Genomic DNA, 18,851 nt, shown 5'->3' with positions numbered 1-18,851 from the left:
GAAACGGAGGAGTACGCGATGTCCGTGGTCCTGGGGTACGACGAATCGCCCGGCGCGGAACGCGCCCTCGGTGTCGCCCTGGAGGTCGCCGCAGCCTTCGGCGAGCCCCTCGTCCTCGTCTACGGTGCGGCCGCGCCCGGCGCCGCGGGCGAGGAGTCCCGGGCCCACCGCGAAGCCGTCCGCCAGGCCGGCCGCGACGCACTGGCCCGGGCCGTCGCGGCGGCGGACGAGGCGGGAGTCCCCTCGGCGGTGGAGGTCGTCGACGAGAAGCCCGCCCAAGCCCTCCTGGATGCCGCCGAACGCCACGGGGCGCGGGTCGTCATCGTCGGCACCTGGGGCGACAGCCCCCTGCGCGGCGCCCTCCTCGGCTCGACGCCGCACAAGCTGCTGCACCTGTCGCCGGTACCGGTGCTGTGCGTGCCGACCGGGCAGCCCGGGTAGCACCGGGGGCGGGGAGCGGGGAGCGGGCGGTCGGGTCACACGGGTCGGGTCACTCGGCGATCTCCGTGCGCTCCCACCACTCGTAGACGGGAACCCGTCCCTGCGCGGCGTCCTGGAAGCGGGACGTGGCCTTGAAGTGCTCGTATCCGCCGCGGTGCGCCACTTTCACGTCCTCACCCGGCGCGGGGGCCGGAACGAGGCGCTCCGGAAGATCGTCCGGGCCGCCCTCAAGGGCCGCCATGGTCGCCATGGTCGTCATGGGACCAGTTTCGCCACCCACCCGGCGGGGCGCACTTCGGCGGGCCGCTCCCCGGGGCGGCGGGCAGAATTGAAGGGGCCGCCCGGGCCATCCGCGCGGCGCACGACAGCCGCCGTCGCGCGCGGCGCGCAAAAGCTCGGGCTGCGGAAACTCGGGTGCAGCAGCTCGGCGTGCAGAAGGGGGCAGCGATGCCACCGGACCCGCAGGGGGGTGGCGACGCCGATCCCGGCCCGATACGGTCGGAACCGGGCTCGCTGCTCGAACACGTGGTGGTCGCCGTCCTCGGCATCGACGACGAGGACCGGATCTGCTACTGGGGTCCCGGCGCGCGCAACCTCTTCGGCCACGACGCCGCGGCCGTACTGGACCGGCCCGCTTCGACGCTCTTCCCCGGACGGGATCCCGGCGCGGCCGCGCGGCTCGCCGAGCGCGCCCGCACCCTCGGCTACTGGCGCGTCCGGATGCCCGCGCTCCACCGGGACGGCACGGTGTTCGACTGCGGCTTCCGCGTCTTCCCGCTCACCGGCAGCACGGGCCGTTCCGTGGTGATGGGACTGGCGAGCCGCAGCGTCGAACTGGACCGGGTCAAGACCAACCTGGCCTTCCTCGACGCGCTCTTCGAGACCTGCCCGATCGGCCTGGTCATGCTCGACGAGGACCTGCGGTACGTCCACCTCAACCAGGCCCTCGCCGACATGGACGGCCTCGCCCTGGCCGACCACCTCGGCCGCCGCATGACGGACATCATGCTCACCTCCGACGGCGGCGAGTACCAGCGCCTGCTGCGGAGCGTCGCCCAGGAGGGCCGGACCGTGGTGGACACCCTCGTCGGACTGCGCACCCCCGGCCACCCCGACCGCGACCAGGTGCGGTCGGTGAGCCTGTTCCCGCTCAGCGGCGCGGTGGGCAGCCGGCGCGGCGTGGGCGGCCTGCTGGTGGACGTCACCGACCGCGAACGGGCCATCGTGGAGGCCACCGCGGCCCGGCAGCGGCTCGCGCTCCTGGACCGCGCCGCCGCCCGCATCGGCACCACCCTCGACGTGGACGTGACCGCGCGCGAGCTGGTCCGGTCCGCGGTCCCGGAGTTCAGCGACGCCTCCGTGGTGGAACTGGTGGAGTGGATGCACGAGCCGGAGGTCTTCGACCCCCGGCTGCCGCTCGTCACCCGCAGGATCGCGTGGGGCACGACCCTGCCGCCGCCCGCCGACGAGCTGCTCGGCGGCCTGGAGCGGGTCACGTACCCGCCCGGCTCCGGCATCCACACCATGCTCGAAACGGGCCGCCCGCTCTGGTTCCCGGTGAACGACGACTTCGTGACCAGCACCGTCGCCCACGAGGAACGGGCCCGGCTGCTCATGGAAAGCGGCCTCGCGTGCATCCTCATCGCCCCGCTGGTCGCCCGCGGCACCGTCCAGGGCATCACGATGTTCGGCCGCGCCGCGTCCCGCCCGGCCTTCTCCGAGCCCGACCTCAGCCTCGCGGGCGAGCTGGCCTCCCGCGCCGCCCTGTGCCTGGACAACGCCCGCCTCTACAGCCGCGTCCAGGACATCGCGCTCACCCTCCAGCGCGCCCTGCTGCCCAGCGCCCCCGCGGCGGGCCCCCACGCCGACGTCGCCCACCGCTACCTGCCCGGGAGCCGGCTCACGGAGGTCGGCGGCGACTGGTACGACGTCATCCCCCTGCCCGGCGACGAGCTGGCCCTGCTCGTCGGGGACGTGATGGGACACGGCGTGCCGGCCGCCGCCGCCATGGGACGGCTGCGCATCACGGCCAAGGCCCTCGCCCGGCACACCCGGGACCCCGCGGCCCTGCTCGCGGAGCTCGACACCTGCGCCCAGGAGGCGGGCATCGAGCTCGCGACGTGCCTGTGCATCTTCTACGACCCCCACACCGGCCACGCCCGCGTCGCCAGCGCCGGCCACCCCCCGCCCCTGCTGCGCCACCCGGACGGCACGGTGGAGAGGATCGGCGACGTCCTGGGGGTCCCCCTCGGGGTGGGCGGCGTACCGTTCCGCTCGACCGGGACGCGGATCCCCGAGGGCGCCGTCGTGGCGCTCTACACCGACGGGCTCGTCGAGGCCCGCGGCCAGGACATCGACACCGGCATCGACGCCCTGTGCGACCAGCTGCGGGCCCCCGTGGACCGTCTGGAGGAGGCCGCGGACCGGATCCTGTCCGGCCTGCTGCCCGACACCGCGACCGACGACACGGTCCTGGTCCTCGCACGGCTGCGCCGCGCCCCTCCCGCGGGGCCACAATGAACGGGGACGGGACAAGGGCAAGGGCCGACGACGGGACGCTTGCCGCGGGCGCCGGAGAGGCGGAACCGATGCCGTACGCAGCCGTCAGCGCACTGAGCCACGCCGGGCTGCTGCGCGAGCACAACGAGGACAGCCTGGTCATCGGGCCGTGGACGCTGTGCGCCACCGAGACCCGCAACCCGCAGATGCTGGTGTTCCCGCTCGGCTCGCCGCTCGTCGTCGCGGTCGCCGACGGCATCGGCGGACAGCCGGCCGGCGAGGTGGCCAGTGCGCTCGTCGTACGGCGCCTCGCGCAGCTCGGGCCTTCGCTGGACGGCGAGGAGGCCGTCCGTGAGGCCCTGGAACTGTGCAACCGTGCCGTGTACGACGCCGCCGACCGCGAGCCGGAGCTGGCCGGCATGGGCACCACCGTCGCCGGCGCGGTCGTCCTGCCCGAGTCGGTGCTGACCTTCAACGTCGGCGACAGCAGGGTCCTCGACGCCTCGGACGCGGCGCTGCGCCAGGTGAGCGTCGACGACAGCCCGCCGCTGCCGCCGGGCCGCCGGACGACCTCCCTGCTCACCCAGGCCCTCGGCGGCGCCCGGGGCTTCCACGCCGTCACGCCGCACGTCCGTACCTCCCCCCTCGCCGTCGGGGCCCGCTACCTGATCTGCACGGACGGGCTGACCGACCCGGTGCCCGAGGACGTGCTGGACGGCCTGCTGGGGGACCACGACGACGGCCGGGCCGCCTTCGAGCTGTGGAAGGCCGCCATCGACGCGGGAGGGCCCGACAACATCACCCTGGCCCTCGTGCGCATCGGCGAGGCGTGAACCTGGTCCGTTGGCGTCCAACGGCCGAAGAACCGCCCGCGCGGCTGTGCCAATGGCACAGCGCCCCGGGGCCCGGTTGAGCCAGTGGGCCTCCGGATGGTTATCTGTGTCCTATCCATGTACTTACGGCGCCGCGCAGCGCCGGACGGCAACGAAGCCGTTCCGGACCGCGGCGCCTTCGCCGTGCCTGTACGCCGCCCACCACCCCGGGCGGACACCGGCCCGGCGCGCACCATCGCGAGGGGGGCGGCACACCGCCGTGAAGAGGATGTTCGTGGCTCCGGACCCGGGGCTGATGAGGCTCAGGAACTCGCTGCGCGCGGTCGTCGGCGTGGGGCTCGCCGTCGCCGCGGCCCAAGCCGTGGGGCTCTCGCTGACCGCCTCGATCACCGGGGGGCTCGCCGCCCTGCTGGCGCTGTTCACCGTGCTCGACGCGACCGTGCGCGCCCAGCGGGTGACCACGGCCCTGCTGCCCGTGGCCGGATTCCCGGTCCTCGCCGCGGCCACCGCCCTGCACGGCCTGCCGCTCGCCCGCGACCTCTCCTTCCTCGCCGTCGTCTTCGCCGGTGTCTACGCACGGCGCTGGGGGCCCCGCGGCCACGCCCTCGGCATCTTCGCGTTCATGAACTTCTTCATCACGCAGTTCCTGCACGCGGTGCCCGCGCAACTGCCCGAGCTGTTCGCCGCCGTCGGGCTGGCCCTGCTCGCCGCGGGCGCCGCCCGGTTCGTGCTCTGGCCGATCGAGCGCCGTACGCCGCCGCCCGCCGCGCCGCCCGGCCTGCCGGGCACCGGCCTGGCCCGGCCCACCACCCGGCAGGCCTTCCAGGCCACGGCCGCCTGCGCCTTCGCGCTCGGCATCGGCCAGGTCCTCTCCGAGGACCGCTGGTACTGGGCCGTGGGCACCGCCTGGTGGATCTTCGTCAACACCGCCTCGCGGGGCGAGACCCTGGTCCGCGGCTTCCGCCGGGTCGTGGGCACCGTCACCGGCATCGCCGCCGGGCTGCTGGTCGCCGTACCGCTGCACGGTGCGCCGACGCCGACCGCCGCCCTGGTCGCCGTATGCGTCTTCGGGATCTTCTACACCGCCGCGCCGTCGTACTCCTGGATGATGTTCTTCGTCACCGTCATGGCCGGCCTGCTCTACGGACTCCTCGGCGTGCTGCACCCCGGCCTGCTCCTGCTGCGCTTCCAGGAGACCGCCATCGGCGCGCTCGGCGCCGCGCTCGCCGTGGTGCTGCCCGTCACCACGCACGCGGCCAACGACGCCTGGATCCAGCGCGCCCTGCACTGCGTACGGGCCTCCACGGCGGCCTCCCTCGACCGCCTCGCCGGACATCCCTCCGCCGACCCGGCCCCCCACGCCGCCGAACTGGAACTGCTCCTGGGCCGGGTACGGATGGCGCTCGCGCCCCTGGTGCACCCGCTCAGCCCGCTGCGCGCCCGCAAGGCCCGCGCACGGCAGGTGCTGGAGCTGCTCGACGCGTGCGCGCGCGAGGTGCGGGGCCTGGTGGCCGTCGCCGCCGACCCGCAGGCCTCGCACGACGCCCGGCTCGCCGCGGCGTGCTGGCGGGTCGAGGCGGCGGTGGAGGCGCTGACCGCGCCGCAGGACGGCCACCTGCCCGCCGCCCCGGAGAACACCTCCCGGCCGCCGGCCCCGGCGGAGCCCGTCCTGGCCCACCTGCACGGCCTGGAGCACGCCCTCGTAGCGCTGCACGTCCCGCTGCGCACGCACCCTCGCGCCCCGCTCGTCGTCAGCGCCTGATCCCGGCCGGTCGCCGGCCCCGTAGCCCCCGCCCGGGGCCGCCGAGCCGGCGCGGATGGTACGCCACTTGAAGACGCCCGTTCCGGCCGATCCGCGCAGATCACCCGGAGGAGTGTTCCGGCCGTCGCCCACCCGCGCCGCTGACCTGCCCCGTGTACAACGGGTGATGTTCACGGCACATTCATTCGGCATGTACAGGGTGGATCTGAACGGACAGGGGGTAACGGCCCGGAATGGAAATCCTTCAACAGCGCTCGGGCACGGCTCGGGAGCGCTCGGGTACCGCTCAAGTGTGGGAGGCCGCCGAGGAGTTCATCCGGCTCTTCCACCGGGAGAACCCGGATGCCGGTGATCTCGACGCCCGGCTGGCGGCCGTGCGCGCCGAAATCGCCCAGGCCGGCACCTACCGGCACACCCCGGACGAGCTCGTCCACGGTGCCCGGGTGGCCTGGCGCAACAGCAACCGCTGCATAGGCAGGCTCTACTGGAACTCGCTGCGGGTCCGCGACCGCCGTGGGCTCACCGACGGCGACGGCATCGCCGAAGAGTGCTTCGCGCACCTGCGGGAAGCCACCAACGGCGGCCGGGTACGGCCCACCATCACCGTCTTCGCACCCGACGCCCCGGACCGCCCCGGGCCGCTCATCTGGAGCGAGCAGCTCATCCGCTACGCCGGGTACGGCGACCACCCCTCCATAACCGTCGGCGACGCCCGCAACGCGCCGCTCACCAGGGCGCTGCTCGACCTGGGCTGGCCGGGCGGCCCCGGTACCCCCTTCGACCTCCTGCCGCTCGTCGTCCAGGGCGTGGACGACAAGCCCCGCTGGTTCGACACCCCGGCGGACGCCGTGCTGGAGGTGCCGATCCGCCACCCGGACGGGCCCGACCACTGGGACGACTGGGGCCTGCGCTGGCACGCGGTCCCCGCCATCTCCAACATGTGCCTGGAGATCGGCGGCATCCACTATCCGGCCGCGCCGTTCAACGGCTGGTACATGGGCACCGAGATCGGCGCCCGCAACCTCGCCGACACCGACCGGTACAACCTGCTCCCCGCCGTCGCCCGCAGGCTGGGGCTCGACACCTCCAGCGACCGCTCGCTCTGGAAGGACCGGGCGCTGGTCGAGCTGAACCGTGCGGTCCTGCACTCCTTCGACGAGGCCGGCGTGAGCATCTCCGACCACCACACCGAGTCCCGGCGGTTCCTCTCGCACCTGGAGCGCGAGGAGCGCAAGGGACGGGAGGTGGGCGCCGACTGGTCCTGGATCGTGCCGCCGATCTCCGGGGCGGCGACCCCCGTCTTCCACCGCACGTACGAGGACCGGCCGAGCGCCACCGCGTACGTCCACCACGCCGGGGCCCACGAACGGGCCAAGGGACGGGACTTGGTCTAGACCTTCTGTTACCGTCGTTGCGACCGGATCCGGGACGGCGGAATAGGGGCACCTGTGGATGGCGCGCGCAGCACGGACCAGGGCGGCGGACACCGGGCCTACATCGGCTCGTTCACCTCGGGGGGCGGCCGCGGCATCACCACCGCGGCCGTGGATCCGGCCACCGGGGCGCTGACGCCCCTCGCGGTTACCGGGACCGCCGAGAACCCCTCCTGCCTCACCCTCGCGCGCGAGCCGGGCGTGCTCTACGCGGTGAGCGAGGCGGAGCACGGAGCGGTCGCGGCGTTCCGGACCGGGGCCGACGGGCTCACCGCCCACGGACCGCTCGTCCCCGTCGGCGCGTCGGGCCCCACCCACCTCAGCCTGGCGGGGCAGCGACTGCTGACCGCCAACTACACCTCGGGCAGCGTCAGCTGCATCCCGCTCGCCACGGACGGCGCCCCCGGTGGTCCTCCGGCCGTCCTGGCCCACCAGGGCTCGGGACCCGACGCGGAGCGGCAGCAGGGGCCGCACGCCCACCAGGTGCTGCCCGACCCCAGCGGCCGCTGGGTCCTCAGCGTGGACCTCGGAACCGACTCCGTAAGGGTCTGCGCCCTCGGCCCGGCCGACGGCCCGCTGCGCCTTCACGCGGAGACGAAGCTGCGGGCCGGGTCAGGACCCCGCTACCTGGCCTTCCACCCGGACGGGGAGACGGTCTACGTCATCCACGAGCTGGAGCCGCTGCTGAGCGTGTGCCGCTGGAACGCGCGGACCGGGCGGCTGGAGGCCACCGCCGAGGTCGCGGTGCTCCCCGAGGACGTCCCGGCGGACCCCCGGCCCTACCCCTCGGTCGTCGCCGTGTCGCCCGACGGGCGGTTCGCATGGGCTGCCGTACGGGGAGTGAACACCATCGCCGCGTTCTCCCTCGCCGACGGGCCCGCCAAGCCCCGGCTCACCGGGAGCACGGACTGCGGGGGCAGTTGGCCGCGCGACCTCGTCGTGGACGGGGCGGGGCGCAGGCTGTACGTGGCCAACGAATGGTCCGGCGACGTCACCTGGTTCGACGTGGACCCCCTGACCGGCGAGCCCCGGGCAGCGGGTTCGATCGAGGTCCCGGCCGCCGCATGCGTGGTCTTCGGGCCCTAGGTGTATTGATCACGAGCGTTGTTAACAGAGCCGGGTCTTGATCATGGCGAAGACCTCCGGTGTGGTGGAGGTGTCTAGGCTCCACACCACACACGGAGGTCTTCGTGTCCCACCGTAATGCCCGGCTGACGGTTCACGGCAGGCGGATCCTGGTCGAGCGGGTTCTGGCCGGGCGGCCGGTCGCCCACGTGGCCGCCGAGATGGGCATATCCCGGCCCACCGCCCACAAATGGGTCCGCCGCTGGCGGGCCGAAGGCGAGGGCGGCCTGCACGACCGTTCCAGCAGGCCGCGTACGACCCCGCACCGCACCCCCGCGACGATCGAGGCCCGCGTCTGTGACCTGCGCCGAAGCCGCAAGCTCGGGCCGGCCCGCATCGGCCCGGTCCTGGGCCTGCCCGCCTCCACCGTCCACCGGATCCTGGCCCGCCACGGCCTGAACCGGCTGGCCTGGCTGGACCGGCCCACCGGCCAGCCGATCCGCCGCTACGAACGGGCCCGACCGGGCGAACTGGTCCACGTCGACATCAAGAAGCTCGGGAACATCCCCGAAGGCGGCGGATGGCGCGTGGTGGGCCGGGCGGCAGGCGACCGCAACCGCCAAGCCACCACCGACCAGCGCAAAAGCTCCACGCCGGTCATCGGCTACAGCTACATCCACTCCGCCGTCGACGACCACTCCCGCCTGGCCTACAGCGAGGTCCTCACCGACGAACGCAAGCAGACGGCCGTCGCCTTCTGGCAGCGAGCCCAGGCGTTCTTCACCGCCCACGGGATCACCGTTGAACGCGTCCTGACCGACAACGGCTCCTGCTACAAGTCCAAGCAGTTCACCCAGACCCTGGCCGCGGCCGGCATCACCCACAAGAAGACCAGGCCCTACCGGCCGCAGACCAACGGCAAAGTCGAACGCTTCAACCGCACCCTCCTCGACGAATGGGCCTACCTACGGCCCTACCAATCGAACAACGAGCGGACAGCGGCCCTGGCAGACTTCCTCCACACCTACAACCACCACCGCTGCCACACCGCACTGGACGGCAAGCCGCCCATCAGCCGAGTGAACAACGCTGCGGGTCAATACACCTAGGCCGTCTCTTCAGCATCTTGCCGGGCGGCGCGTGTCAGGCAAGATCCGGAAAAAGACGGCCCGGGGACGCGTGAAGGGCCCGTGCCGCGGCGCGGGCCCTTCACGGCGCTCCGAGAAGCGGGGAGCCGGGTCAGTGGGCGGAGGCGCCCAGGGTGAGACCGAGGGCGGCGCTGTACTGGGCGACGGCCAGCTTGCCGAGCGCCGGGTAGGCCCCCAGCACCTCGGCGGTGGCGCAGTCGGCCTCCTTGCACGCCGTGTCCAGCAGCCCGTCGGCCGCCTCCGGGCCGATCAGGTACGGCGCCAGGGCCAGCTGGGTCGAGCCTTCGGTGCGCAGCTGGTCGGCGATGCCGGCCACCGACCCCTCCTGGTCCAGTGCGGCGGCCTTCACCGGCACCGCGAGGCGCGCGGCCAGCAGCATGCCGGTGATCCCGGCGGCCTGGACGGCCTCCTCGCCACCGGTGGTGGCCAGGATGATGCCGTCGGCGGCGGTGGTGACGGTGAACAGCCGGGCCCGGTCGGCGCGGGCCAGCCCCGCCTCGGAGAGCCGCACGTGCAGTCCCTCGGCGAGCAGCGGGTGCGGGCCCAGTACGTCGGCCAGCTCGGCGGCGGCCGAGGAGTCCATCAGCGCCTGGCGGACGCGCCGCAGCAGGTCGCCGTCGGGACCGACGAGCAGGGGCACGACCACGGCGTCCGGGCCGGTCGCCTGCGCCACCTCGTGGCCGGCGGCGCGGGCGAACTCGGCGCGCGCGGCGCGCTCGTGCGCGACGGCGGTCAGCACGCCGGCCAGGGACGGGAACTGCGAGCCTTCGGAGTCGTCACCCTCCAGGTAGCCGATCCGGCCGTCCAGGCCGGGCAGCTCGGAGCGGCCGATGCTCAGGATCTCTTCCGCGAGCCCGCGCGAGGCGGCGGAAGGGGCACCGGGCACGGCGAGCACCAGCGCGGGCGCGCCCTCGGGCGCCACCGCGGGCTCGGGGCGGCGGTGCCGTCCGGCAGGGCGGGGTCGCGGCATTCGTACGGGCAGGCCATTTGCGGGCCCAGTGGGGGAGCTCATGGCGCCGCATGCTACTGGTTTATCGGAACCCGTTGTTCGGGCAGGGTCATTTCCGGCGGCTTCTGTCCGTATTTATCCGCTGAATGTGCGACAGGGTCGCCTGTACCGGCCACCTATCGGCCGAAACGGTTCAACCGGCCGTCGGCAGGCGCCAGTCCACCGGAGCCGCGCCCTGACGCACCAGAAGGTCGTTCACCTTGCTGAACGGCCTGGACCCGAAGAATCCGCCCGCGGCCGACATGGGGGAGGGGTGCACGGACTCCACCGCCGGCAGCTCGCCCAGCAGCGGCCGCAGGTTACGCGCGTCGCGCCCCCACAGCACCGACACCAGCGGCTTCCCGCGCGCGGCCAGTGCCCGGATCGCCTGTTCGGTGACCGCCTCCCAGCCCTTGCCCCGGTGGCCGCCGGTCTTGCGCGGGGCGGTGGTGAGCGCGCGGTTGAGGAGCAGCACGCCCTGGCGGGTCCACGGCGTCAGGTCGCCGTTGGCCGGCCGCGGCACGCCGAGGTCAGCGTTCAGCTCGCGGAAGATGTTGTCCAGGCTCGGCGGCCAGGGGCTGACCTCGGGCGCGACGGAGAACGACAGGCCCATCGCGTGGCCCGGGGTGGGGAAGGGGTCCTGCCCGACGATCAGCACCTTGACCTCGTCGAAGGGCTGCTGGAAGGCGCGCAGCACGTTCGGCCCGGCGGGCAGGTAGGTTCTGCCCGCCGCGATCTCGGCGCGCAGGAAGTCGCCCATCGCGGCGACCTGCGCCGCCACCGGCTCCAGAGCCCGGGCCCAGCCCGGCTCGACGATCTCGTTCAACGGTCGTGCTGCCACGGGCAGTCACTCTACTGGCCCATCGGCGGTCCTACCCAGGCAGGACCGCCGCCCGCACGCAGAGCACGTCCGGCAGGTGCTCGGCCAGCAGTTGCCAGCTGTCCCCGTCGTCGTGGCTGGCGTACAGCTCGCCGTTGCGGTTGCCGAAGTAGATGCCCGCCGGATCCGCGTCGTCCGTGCAGAGCGCGTCCCGCAGCACCGTGCCGTAATGCTCCCCGGCCGGCAGGCCCTTCGAGAGCGGTTCCCAGTTCGCCCCCGCGTCCTCGGTGCGAAAGACCCGGCAGCGGTGCTCCGCCGGGACCCGGTCGGAGTCGGCGTTGAGGGGGAAGACGTACGCGGTGCCCGGGCGGTGCGGGTGGGCGGCCACCGCGAAGCCGAAGTCGGAGGGCAGTCCGGAGCCGATGTCGCTCCAGGCGTCCCCGGCGTCGTCGCTGCGGTAGACCCCCCAGTGGTTCTGGAGGTACAGCCGGTCGGGGTCGGCGGCGTCCCGGGCGACCTTGTGGACGCACTGCCCGAACTCGGGCTGCGGGTCGGGCAGGAACACCGCGGAGACCCCCCGGTTGGACGGGTCCCAGCTCGCGCCGCCGTCCTTCGTCCGGAAGACGCCGGCCGTGGAGACGGCCACCGTGACCGAGTCCGGGTCACCCGGATGGGTGATCACCGTGTGGAGCCCCTCGCCACCGCCGCCCGGTACCCAGCGCGAGCGGGTGGGGTGTTCCCACAGGGCGCGGACCAGTTCGAAGGACTCCCCGCGGTCGGTCGAGCGGAACAGTGCGGCCGGCTCCGTCCCGGCGTAGACCACGTCGGGGGCCTCCGGTCCGGCCGGTTGCAGTTGCCAGACCCGCTCCAGCGAGGCGCCGGTGTCCTGCGGGAACTTCACCGCGGCGGCGGTCGGCTCGCGCCAGGTGACGCCGAGGTCGTCGGAGTGGAAGACGGACGGCCCCCAGTGGGAGCTGTCTCCGCCCGCCAGCAGGCGCGGCGTGGAGCCCCGTACGTCGATGGCGACGGCCGAGACCGCCTGGGCGTTGAAGTGCGGCCCTTCGAACTTCCAGGGACCGGCCCCGTCGCGCCGGCCGATGAAGAGCCCCTTGCGGGTGCCCGCGAGCAGTAGCACATCGGACATGGCCGATACCTCCGGAAGTCCGTCACGGCAGCCTTTCGGCCAGTGTGCACCCGGGCCGCTGACAGCGGCGTGCAACGCCGGCCCCCGGTGCGGTCCGCGCGGCGCAGCGGGAATTAGTACGAAGGGCTTCGTAGTACGAAGGAATTCGTAGTACGGTGACTCTCGTACTTGCCGCCGGAGTCCCGGCGCGCGTCCCCGGTCACCCTGGAGAGCCTGATGACTGCCGCCCCGGCTGCCTTCGCCGCCCTGTTCCAGCCCTACACCGTGCGATCGGTGACCATTGCCAACCGCGTGTGGATGGCCCCGATGTGCCAGTACAGCGCCGAGCCCGCCGGCCCCCGCGCGGGCGTGGCCAACGAGTGGCACGTAGCGCACTACGCGGCCCGCGCCGTCGGCGGCACCGGCCTGATCATCCAGGAGGCCACCGCAGTCTCCCCGGAGGGCCGGATCACCCCCTACGACCTCGGCCTCTGGAACGACACCCAGACCGAGGCGCTGCGCCCGATCACCGCCTTCATCAAGGCGCAGGGGGCCGTGCCCGGCATCCAGATCGCGCATGCGGGCCGCAAGGGCTCCACCGAGCGCCCCTGGAAGGGCGGCCGGCCGGTCGGAGCCGAGGCGCACGGCTGGCAGCCCCTCGCGCCGAGCGCGGTGCCGTTCGGCGAAGGCGACCCCGTGCCCCACGAGCTGACGGCCGAGGAGATCCGTGCGGTCGTCGGCCAGTTCGCCGACACCGCCCGGCGCGCCCTGGCGGCCGGCTACGAACTGCTGGAGATCCACGGTGCCCACGGCTACCTGATCGGCGAGTTCCTCTCCCCGCACAGCAACCTGCGCACCGACGAGTACGGCGGCTCCTTCGAGAACCGCACCCGCCTCGCCCTCGACGTCGTGGACGCCGTACGGGCGGTGTGGCCCGAGGAACTCCCGCTGTTCTTCCGCGTCTCCGCGACCGACTGGCTGGAGGAGGGGGGCTGGACCGCCGACGACACCGTCCGGCTGGCCGGACTGCTCAAGGAGCACGGCGTGGACCTGCTGGACGTCTCCACGGGCGGGCTCGCGCCGCACGTGAGGATCCCGGTCGGCCCCGGCTACCAGGTGCCCTTCGCGGCGCGCGTCAAGCGCGAGACCGGCCTGCCGGTCGCCGCGGTGGGTCTGATCACCGAGCCCGTCCAGGCGGAGAAGATCCTGGCCAACGGAGAGGCCGACGCGGTCCTGCTCGGCCGCGAACTGCTCCGCGACCCCTACTGGGCCCGGCGGGCGGCCGGCGAACTGGGCGTGGAGCCCCGCACCCCCGCCCCTTACCACCGCGGCTGGTGAACCGTGGGCGGCGCCGGTCACCGCCCGCCCGGCGCCGCAGGTGTCCTACGATGGTTCTCGTACCTCGGTGCGGTGCGCCGGTGTACGCCGAGGTGCGAGGGCGCCGAGTGAACGAGTGAGTGGAGGAGCAGATGCCGCAGCCGGCCGCCACCACGCGCCCGCTCGCCCATCCCGGGAGTGCCGAGATCCGCCTGGAAGGGGTCCTGCACGCCCTCTCGGACCCCGTCCGGCTGTCGATCGTCCGCGAACTGGCCGCGGCCGCCGAGGAGCTGGCCTGCTCGCACTTCGTGCTGCCGGTCACCAAGTCCACCACCACCCACCACTTCCGGGTCCTGCGCGAGGCCGGGGTCGTGCGGCAGACCTACCGCGGCACCACCAAGCTGAACGACCTGCGCCGCGCCGACCTGGAAGCCCTCTTCCCGGGCCTCCTGGACACCGTCCTGACGGCGGCCGGCGCCGAAGCGGCCCGCCTGGACGCGGCGGGCGCGGGCGCGCGCCCCTGAGGGCCGCCGCCTCCCGGCCGCGCGTCCTTGCGGCCGCCCGTTGCGGGCCCGTGCCCTTGGGCGCCGTCGGGTCCGTCCGCGCAACTCCTCGGTACGCTACGTTCCGGCCGCGCCCAGCAGGCCCGCCCAGTCCGGGATCTTGACCGAGCGGCGTCCCAGGGAGCGGCCCAGATCGGCCTCCGCGTTCTCGATGGCCAGCCAACCGGGCCACTGCACCGGCCTGAGTCCTGCCGCGCGCAGCGCCTCCAGGGGATCCTGCTCCAGCTCGCGGCGGGCCAGCGCCCCCGCGTCCTGGAGCAGGGAGGACGCCGTCTCCTTCGCACACGGCCGGTTGGTGCCGATCACCCCGGTCGGGCCGCGCTTGATCCACCCCGCGACGTACTCGCCGACCGAGGCCCGGCCCTCGCGCAGCACCCGGCCCGCCGCGTGCGGGACCGTGCCCGTCGCCGGGTCGAAGGGCAGCCCGGGCAGTGGCACGCCCCGGTACCCCACCGACCGCAGCACCAGCTGCGCCGGGACGTCCTCGTACACGCCGGTGCCGCCCACCCCGCCACGACCGTCGGGGGCGGTCCGCTCGAAGCGCACCGCGGCGACCCCGCCGCCGGGCCCCGCCAGCACCTCCACGGGCCGCAGGAAGAACCGCAGCGTGATGTTCCGCTCCGCCTCGCCGGGGGCCGCCACGGCCCAGGCGCGCAGCACCTCCAGGTTCCGCCGGGCCACCGCGGGCAGGGCGGCCGCCGCACCGGGGTCCTCGTAGGCGGGGTCCAGCGCGAGTTCGGCAGGGTCCACCCGTACGCCCACGCCCGGCAGGGTGCCCAGCTCCCGGAGCTCCTTGGTGGTGAACTTGCCCTGCGAAGGCCCCCGCCGGGCCACCATCGACACCGCGCGCACCCCGCTCGCCGCGAGAGCGCCCAGGGCGGCCTGCGGCATGTCGGTGGGCGCCAGTTCGGGCACGCCCCGGGCCAGGATCCGGGTCACGTCGACCGCCACGTTGCCCGCGCCGACCACCACCGCCGACCCGACTCCGGAGAGGTCGAAGGCCTCCTCCGCCGCGTCGGGATGTCCGCTGTACCAGGACACGAACGCCGTCGCGGAGTGGACGCCGGGCAACTCCTCGCCGGGAATGCCCAGGCGCCGGTCCCGGGCGGCGCCGACGCAGTACACCACCGCGTGGTACATCTCGCGCAGCCGGGCCGTCGGCAGGGCGGGACCGCCCACCTCCACGTTGCCGAGGAAGCGGATCCCTTCGTCCTCCAGCACCGAGCGCAGACTTCCGGTCAGGGATTTGATCTTCTCGTGGTCGGGGGCCACCCCGTACCGCACGAGCCCGTACGGAGCCGGCAGCCGGTCCAGGACGTCCACCAGGACGCCCGGCACCTCGCGCTGCTGGACCAGGGTCTGCGCGGCGTAGACCCCGCTGGGGCCCGAACCGACGACGGCGACACGAAGCACGGCGGAGCTCCTCCCGCAGGTGCCTCCCAGCATGACACCGGGTGCCGCAACCGTCAGCCCATGGCGCGCATCCGGTCGATCTCGGCGCTCTGCGTGGCCACCAGCTCGGTCGCCATCTCCTCGACTGCGACGTTGTTGCCCTGGGCGAGCGCCTCGCCGGCCATCTTCAAGGCGCCTTGGTGGTGGGCGGTCATCAGGCTCAGGAAGAGCCGGTCGAACTCCGGCCCCGTGGCGCCGGTCAGCTCCCCCAGCTGCCGTTCCGTCGCCATCCCCGGCATCGCCCCGTGGTCGTGGCCGGCCGCGGCGCCGTCGGCGGGGGAGGGCTCGGGGTAGCGCGCCAGCCACTTCTCCATCGCCCCGATCTCGGGCCCCTGTGCCGCCGCGATCCGTTCGGCGAGGCGCTTGACCCCGTCCGCCGAGGCCCGTCCCGGTGCCAGCGCGCTCATCGCCAGGGCCTGGCGGTGGTGCTCGATCATGTGGCGTACGTAGGCGTGGTCGGCGGCGTTGGGGGTGTCGTCGGGCCGCTCCTTCGCGGCCCGGCCGGGCGAGAGCGTCCGGGCCTGCTCGCCCGGTCTGCCGGGGGCGATCACCACCGGCCCGGCGTCGTCCGCCCGGTCGTCACCCTGGCAGCCGGTGAGGGTGAACAGGAGTCCGGCGGCCAGGGCCGCCGCCCCGAGGAATCGGCCGAGTAACGCATTTGCCATGTCCATGAAAAGCAACATACTGCCGGGGTCCAGGTTCCGTTCCCCGTACGAACGCCGAAAGCGCGGACCCCCACGGGAGGCACAGTGACCTCGTTGCACACCACCGGAGCGCGGCCCCGGAGTCTGGGGGCGGCGCTCGCCGCCGCCGGACTCCTCACGACGCTCCTGGCGGGCGCCGGACCGGCGTCCGCGACCCCCGACCCCGGCGACCTGACGCCCGGATCCTCGTTCGGCGCCGTCGGCCCCCGGAGCGCCGCCACCGCCCCGGACCGCGAGCTCGCCCCCGGCGAGATCCCCGGACAGGACGAGATCGTGCACAGCAAGAACGTCACGCCCCTGGCCAACGTCCCCAGCAGCCACCCGGGCGGGATCAACTCCGACCTGGCCTTCCAGGACCAGTACGCCTACGCGGGCAGCTACGACGGCTTCACCATCTACGACATCGGCAACCCCAAGGCGCCCAAGACCGTCGCCACGGTGCTCTGCCCCGGCGGCCAGAACGACGTCTCCGTCTACGGCGACCTGCTCTTCCTCTCCACCGACTCCTCCCGCAGCGACGACTCCTGCCACAGCGTCTCGCAGCCCGCGACGGAGAAGTCCTCCTGGGAGGGCATCAAGATCTTCGACATCAAGGACAAGAAGAACCCCAGGTACATCAAGTCCGTCGAGACCTCGTGCGGTTCCCACACCCACACCCTGGTGCCGGGCGGCCGTGACGTCTACCTCTACGTCTCCTCGTACTCGCCGAGCGAGGCCTTCCCCGACTGCCAGCCGCCGCACGACGGCATCTCGGTCGTCAAGGTCCCGAGGAAGGACCCGACCCGGGCCGCGGTCGTCGCCTTCCCCGTCCTCTTCCCGGACGGCGGCAACCCGGGCGCGCCCGCCAACCCCGGCGTCTCCAAGACGACCGGCTGCCACGACATCACCGTGCTGCCCTCCAAGAACCTCGCCGCCGGCGCCTGCATGGGCGACGGCATCCTCTTCGACATCACCGACCCCGAGCAGCCGCGCGTCATCGACCGCGTCCAGGACAACGTCAACTTCTCGTTCTGGCACTCCGCCACCTTCAACGAACGTGCGGACAAGGTGGTGTTCACCGACGAACTGGGCGGGGGCGGCAGCGCCACCTGCAACGAGGCGACCGGCCCCGACCGGGGGGCCGACGGCATCTACGACATCACCGGCCGCGGCGACCAGCGCAAACTCGTCTTCAAGAGCTACTTCAAGATCCCGCGCCGGCAGGCGGACACCGAGAACTGCGTGGCCCACAACGGCTCGTTGGTCCCGGTCGGCGGCGGCCGCGACGTCATGGTCCAGGCCTGGTACCAGGGCGGAGTCTCCGTGTGGGACTTCACCGACTCCACCCGCCCCGTGGAGATCGGCTACTTCGAGCGCGGCCCGCTGACCACCGACACGCTGGGACTGGGCGGCTCGTGGTCGGCGTACTACTACCGCGGCCACATCTACTCGAACGACATCGTCAAGGGCCTCGACGTGCTCCGGCTCGACGACCGGCGCACCGAGAGCGCCAAGTGGGTACGGATGGACCGGCTCAACGTGCAGAGCCAGCCCGCCTATCACTGACCCGGCAGCGCGGGGCTCCCGCCGGGCGGCCCTCCGTCCGGCGGGGTACCGAGCTCCCACTCCAGCCCGTACCGCTGGAACAGCTCGGCCCGCAGCCGGGAGGCCGGCATCGGCGCCCCCGGCAGCAGGACCGCCACCACGGCGCCCATCAGCAGGGCACGCAGCAACGGGTAGTCGGTGTCCACGTCCGTCGAGCCGTACCGGACGACGGTGTCGCTCAGCAGCTCCGCGAGGCGCTGCTGCTCCGCGCACCGGACGAACCCCTCCGCCTGGAGGATGCCCGCCATGTGCGTGCGCATCAGCCGGGGCCGGTCCACGGCCAGCCCGAGGATCGCGTCGATGGCCCGCGCCAGGCGTTCACGGCCGTCGTCGGTACGGGGCGGCCGCTCCAGGGCCGCCTCCAGGGTCAGGTGCATCAGCCGGTGGACCGCGGACTGCAGCAGCTGGCGTTTGCCCGGGAAGTAGTACGAGATCAGGCCCCGGGCGGCACCGGCCCGGTCGGCGATGTCGCCGAGGGTGGTGGCTTCGTAGCCACGCTCGCCGACGAGCTCCACCGTCGCCTGGAGCAGCCGTTCCCGGGAACGTCTGCGCAATTCTTCATTGACCGATGCGCTGCGCGGGACCATGCTTACTCCTGCGTTGACTGGCTCCGAGCCAATATACTCAGCGCGCGGTTCTACTGCTCTGGGTGACGCGGGGGATCACCCAGAGCAGAGCTCCGCACACGGCGGGTGCGCTCAGTCCTGCCCGCGGCCGGACAGCTCGAAGTAGGCGCCGGTGCCCGCACCGTCCACGTGGACGACGTGCCGGCCGACGCGGACGATCTGCGCTCCGCCGGCGCGCCATGAACCCTCGGGGCCCCGGTCGCCGCTCAGGGGCGTCCACACTTCCAGGAACGTGCTTCCGTCGGTGTTCGTGCCGGTTTCGACCAGGCCGCTGCCCTTTGGCCGCAATGTCCCGACGTCCTCGCCGGGGGAGCCGACCTCGTGGTGGAAGGTGACCTGCCTGCCGTCGTAGGTGGTCGTGCCGGCGAAGCCACGGCTGTCGGCGTAGCAGGCGCCGCTCTGGAGCCAGACGACGTGCTCGTCCTCGCGCAGGGGGCCGCCGTCGCGGCTGATTCCGGCGCGCAGCCAGGCGCCTGGGGTGGGTGCGTCCATG

General features: G+C 73.5%; 18 protein-coding genes. 10 read left to right on the top strand and 8 right to left on the bottom strand.

The features are described from left to right. The first annotated feature begins 18 nt into the window (after positions 1–18). The gene (locus OHA81_RS05080; RefSeq protein WP_329193180.1) at positions 19–441 is read left to right on the top strand and encodes a universal stress protein; all 423 of its coding nucleotides are present in this window, start codon (positions 19–21) and stop codon (positions 439–441) included. A gap of 49 nt (positions 442–490) precedes the next feature. Here OHA81_RS05080 and OHA81_RS05075 read toward each other — a convergent pair whose 3' ends face one another. After that, the gene (locus OHA81_RS05075; protein ID WP_373304703.1) at positions 491–691 is read right to left on the bottom strand and encodes a DUF5988 family protein; all 201 of its coding nucleotides are present in this window, start codon (positions 689–691) and stop codon (positions 491–493) included. Positions 692–888: 197 nt separating this feature from the next. On the opposite strand from OHA81_RS05075, the gene OHA81_RS05070 reads away from it, so the two are divergent. The 6 genes from OHA81_RS05070 (at position 889) to OHA81_RS05045 (ending at position 9,142) form a co-directional block, all read left to right on the top strand. Continuing rightward, the gene (locus OHA81_RS05070) at positions 889–2,961 is read left to right on the top strand and encodes a SpoIIE family protein phosphatase (RefSeq protein WP_329193177.1); all 2,073 of its coding nucleotides are present in this window, start codon (positions 889–891) and stop codon (positions 2,959–2,961) included. A 68-nt stretch (positions 2,962–3,029) separates the two neighbouring features. Continuing rightward, entirely contained in the window at positions 3,030–3,773 is a 744-nt protein-coding gene (locus OHA81_RS05065) for a PP2C family protein-serine/threonine phosphatase (protein ID WP_329193175.1), read from the top strand. Positions 3,774–4,041: 268 nt separating this feature from the next. After that, positions 4,042–5,535: an FUSC family protein gene (locus OHA81_RS05060; protein WP_329201994.1), complete on the top strand. Its 1,494-nt coding sequence runs from the start codon at positions 4,042–4,044 to the stop codon at positions 5,533–5,535. A gap of 233 nt (positions 5,536–5,768) precedes the next feature. Continuing rightward, positions 5,769–6,929, top strand: a complete 1,161-nt coding sequence (locus OHA81_RS05055; RefSeq protein WP_329193173.1) for a nitric oxide synthase oxygenase — start codon at positions 5,769–5,771, stop codon at positions 6,927–6,929. A gap of 54 nt (positions 6,930–6,983) precedes the next feature. Continuing rightward, positions 6,984–8,054: a lactonase family protein gene (locus tag OHA81_RS05050; protein ID WP_329193170.1), complete on the top strand. Its 1,071-nt coding sequence runs from the start codon at positions 6,984–6,986 to the stop codon at positions 8,052–8,054. 104 nt (positions 8,055–8,158) lie between these two features. Then, positions 8,159–9,142: an IS481 family transposase gene (locus OHA81_RS05045; protein ID WP_329192635.1), complete on the top strand. Its 984-nt coding sequence runs from the start codon at positions 8,159–8,161 to the stop codon at positions 9,140–9,142. A gap of 130 nt (positions 9,143–9,272) precedes the next feature. Here the strand turns inward: OHA81_RS05045 and OHA81_RS05040 are convergent, their stop codons facing one another. The 3 genes from OHA81_RS05040 to OHA81_RS05030 form a co-directional block, all read right to left on the bottom strand. Further along, positions 9,273–10,193, bottom strand: a complete 921-nt coding sequence (locus OHA81_RS05040; protein ID WP_329193167.1) for a sirohydrochlorin chelatase — start codon at positions 10,191–10,193, stop codon at positions 9,273–9,275. A gap of 130 nt (positions 10,194–10,323) precedes the next feature. Further along, entirely contained in the window at positions 10,324–11,010 is a 687-nt protein-coding gene (locus OHA81_RS05035; protein WP_329193165.1) for a uracil-DNA glycosylase, read from the bottom strand. Between the two features lie 31 nt (positions 11,011–11,041). Continuing rightward, the gene (locus OHA81_RS05030; protein WP_329193162.1) at positions 11,042–12,133 is read right to left on the bottom strand and encodes a WD40/YVTN/BNR-like repeat-containing protein; all 1,092 of its coding nucleotides are present in this window, start codon (positions 12,131–12,133) and stop codon (positions 11,042–11,044) included. 216 nt (positions 12,134–12,349) lie between these two features. Here OHA81_RS05030 and OHA81_RS05025 point away from each other — a divergent pair, with 216 nt between their 5' ends. Both OHA81_RS05025 and OHA81_RS05020 read left to right on the top strand, forming a co-directional pair. Then, positions 12,350–13,450, top strand: a complete 1,101-nt coding sequence (locus OHA81_RS05025) for an NADH:flavin oxidoreductase/NADH oxidase (protein WP_329193160.1) — start codon at positions 12,350–12,352, stop codon at positions 13,448–13,450. A gap of 131 nt (positions 13,451–13,581) precedes the next feature. Then, positions 13,582–13,953, top strand: coding sequence for an ArsR/SmtB family transcription factor (locus OHA81_RS05020; RefSeq protein ID WP_329193158.1), 372 nt, complete (start codon positions 13,582–13,584; stop codon positions 13,951–13,953). Between the two features lie 96 nt (positions 13,954–14,049). Here OHA81_RS05020 and OHA81_RS05015 read toward each other — a convergent pair whose 3' ends face one another. Both OHA81_RS05015 and OHA81_RS05010 read right to left on the bottom strand, forming a co-directional pair. Beyond that, complete coding sequence (locus OHA81_RS05015) at positions 14,050–15,405, bottom strand: FAD-dependent oxidoreductase (protein WP_329193156.1); 1,356 nt, start codon at positions 15,403–15,405, stop codon at positions 14,050–14,052. 53 nt (positions 15,406–15,458) lie between these two features. After that, positions 15,459–16,115 (bottom strand): DUF305 domain-containing protein, encoded by a 657-nt coding sequence (locus OHA81_RS05010; protein ID WP_329193154.1) that lies wholly within the window; start codon positions 16,113–16,115, stop codon positions 15,459–15,461. A 78-nt stretch (positions 16,116–16,193) separates the two neighbouring features. On the opposite strand from OHA81_RS05010, the gene OHA81_RS05005 reads away from it, so the two are divergent. After that, positions 16,194–17,693, top strand: coding sequence for an LVIVD repeat-containing protein (locus tag OHA81_RS05005; protein WP_329193152.1), 1,500 nt, complete (start codon positions 16,194–16,196; stop codon positions 17,691–17,693). Here OHA81_RS05005 and OHA81_RS05000 read toward each other — a convergent pair. Beyond that, on the bottom strand, positions 17,687–18,319 hold the full coding sequence (locus OHA81_RS05000; protein WP_329193149.1) for a TetR/AcrR family transcriptional regulator: 633 nt from the start codon (positions 18,317–18,319) through the stop codon (positions 17,687–17,689). The two genes, OHA81_RS05005 and OHA81_RS05000, sit on opposite strands and share 7 nt — an antisense overlap. A gap of 111 nt (positions 18,320–18,430) precedes the next feature. Beyond that, positions 18,431–18,850: a hypothetical protein gene (locus OHA81_RS04995; protein ID WP_329193147.1), complete on the bottom strand. Its 420-nt coding sequence runs from the start codon at positions 18,848–18,850 to the stop codon at positions 18,431–18,433. Position 18,851 lies beyond the last annotated feature (1 nt).

The organism is Streptomyces sp. NBC_00667 (assembly GCF_036226825.1).
Lineage (GTDB): Bacteria > Actinomycetota > Actinomycetes > Streptomycetales > Streptomycetaceae > Streptomyces.
This window is presented reverse-complemented; position numbering and strand designations above follow the sequence as displayed.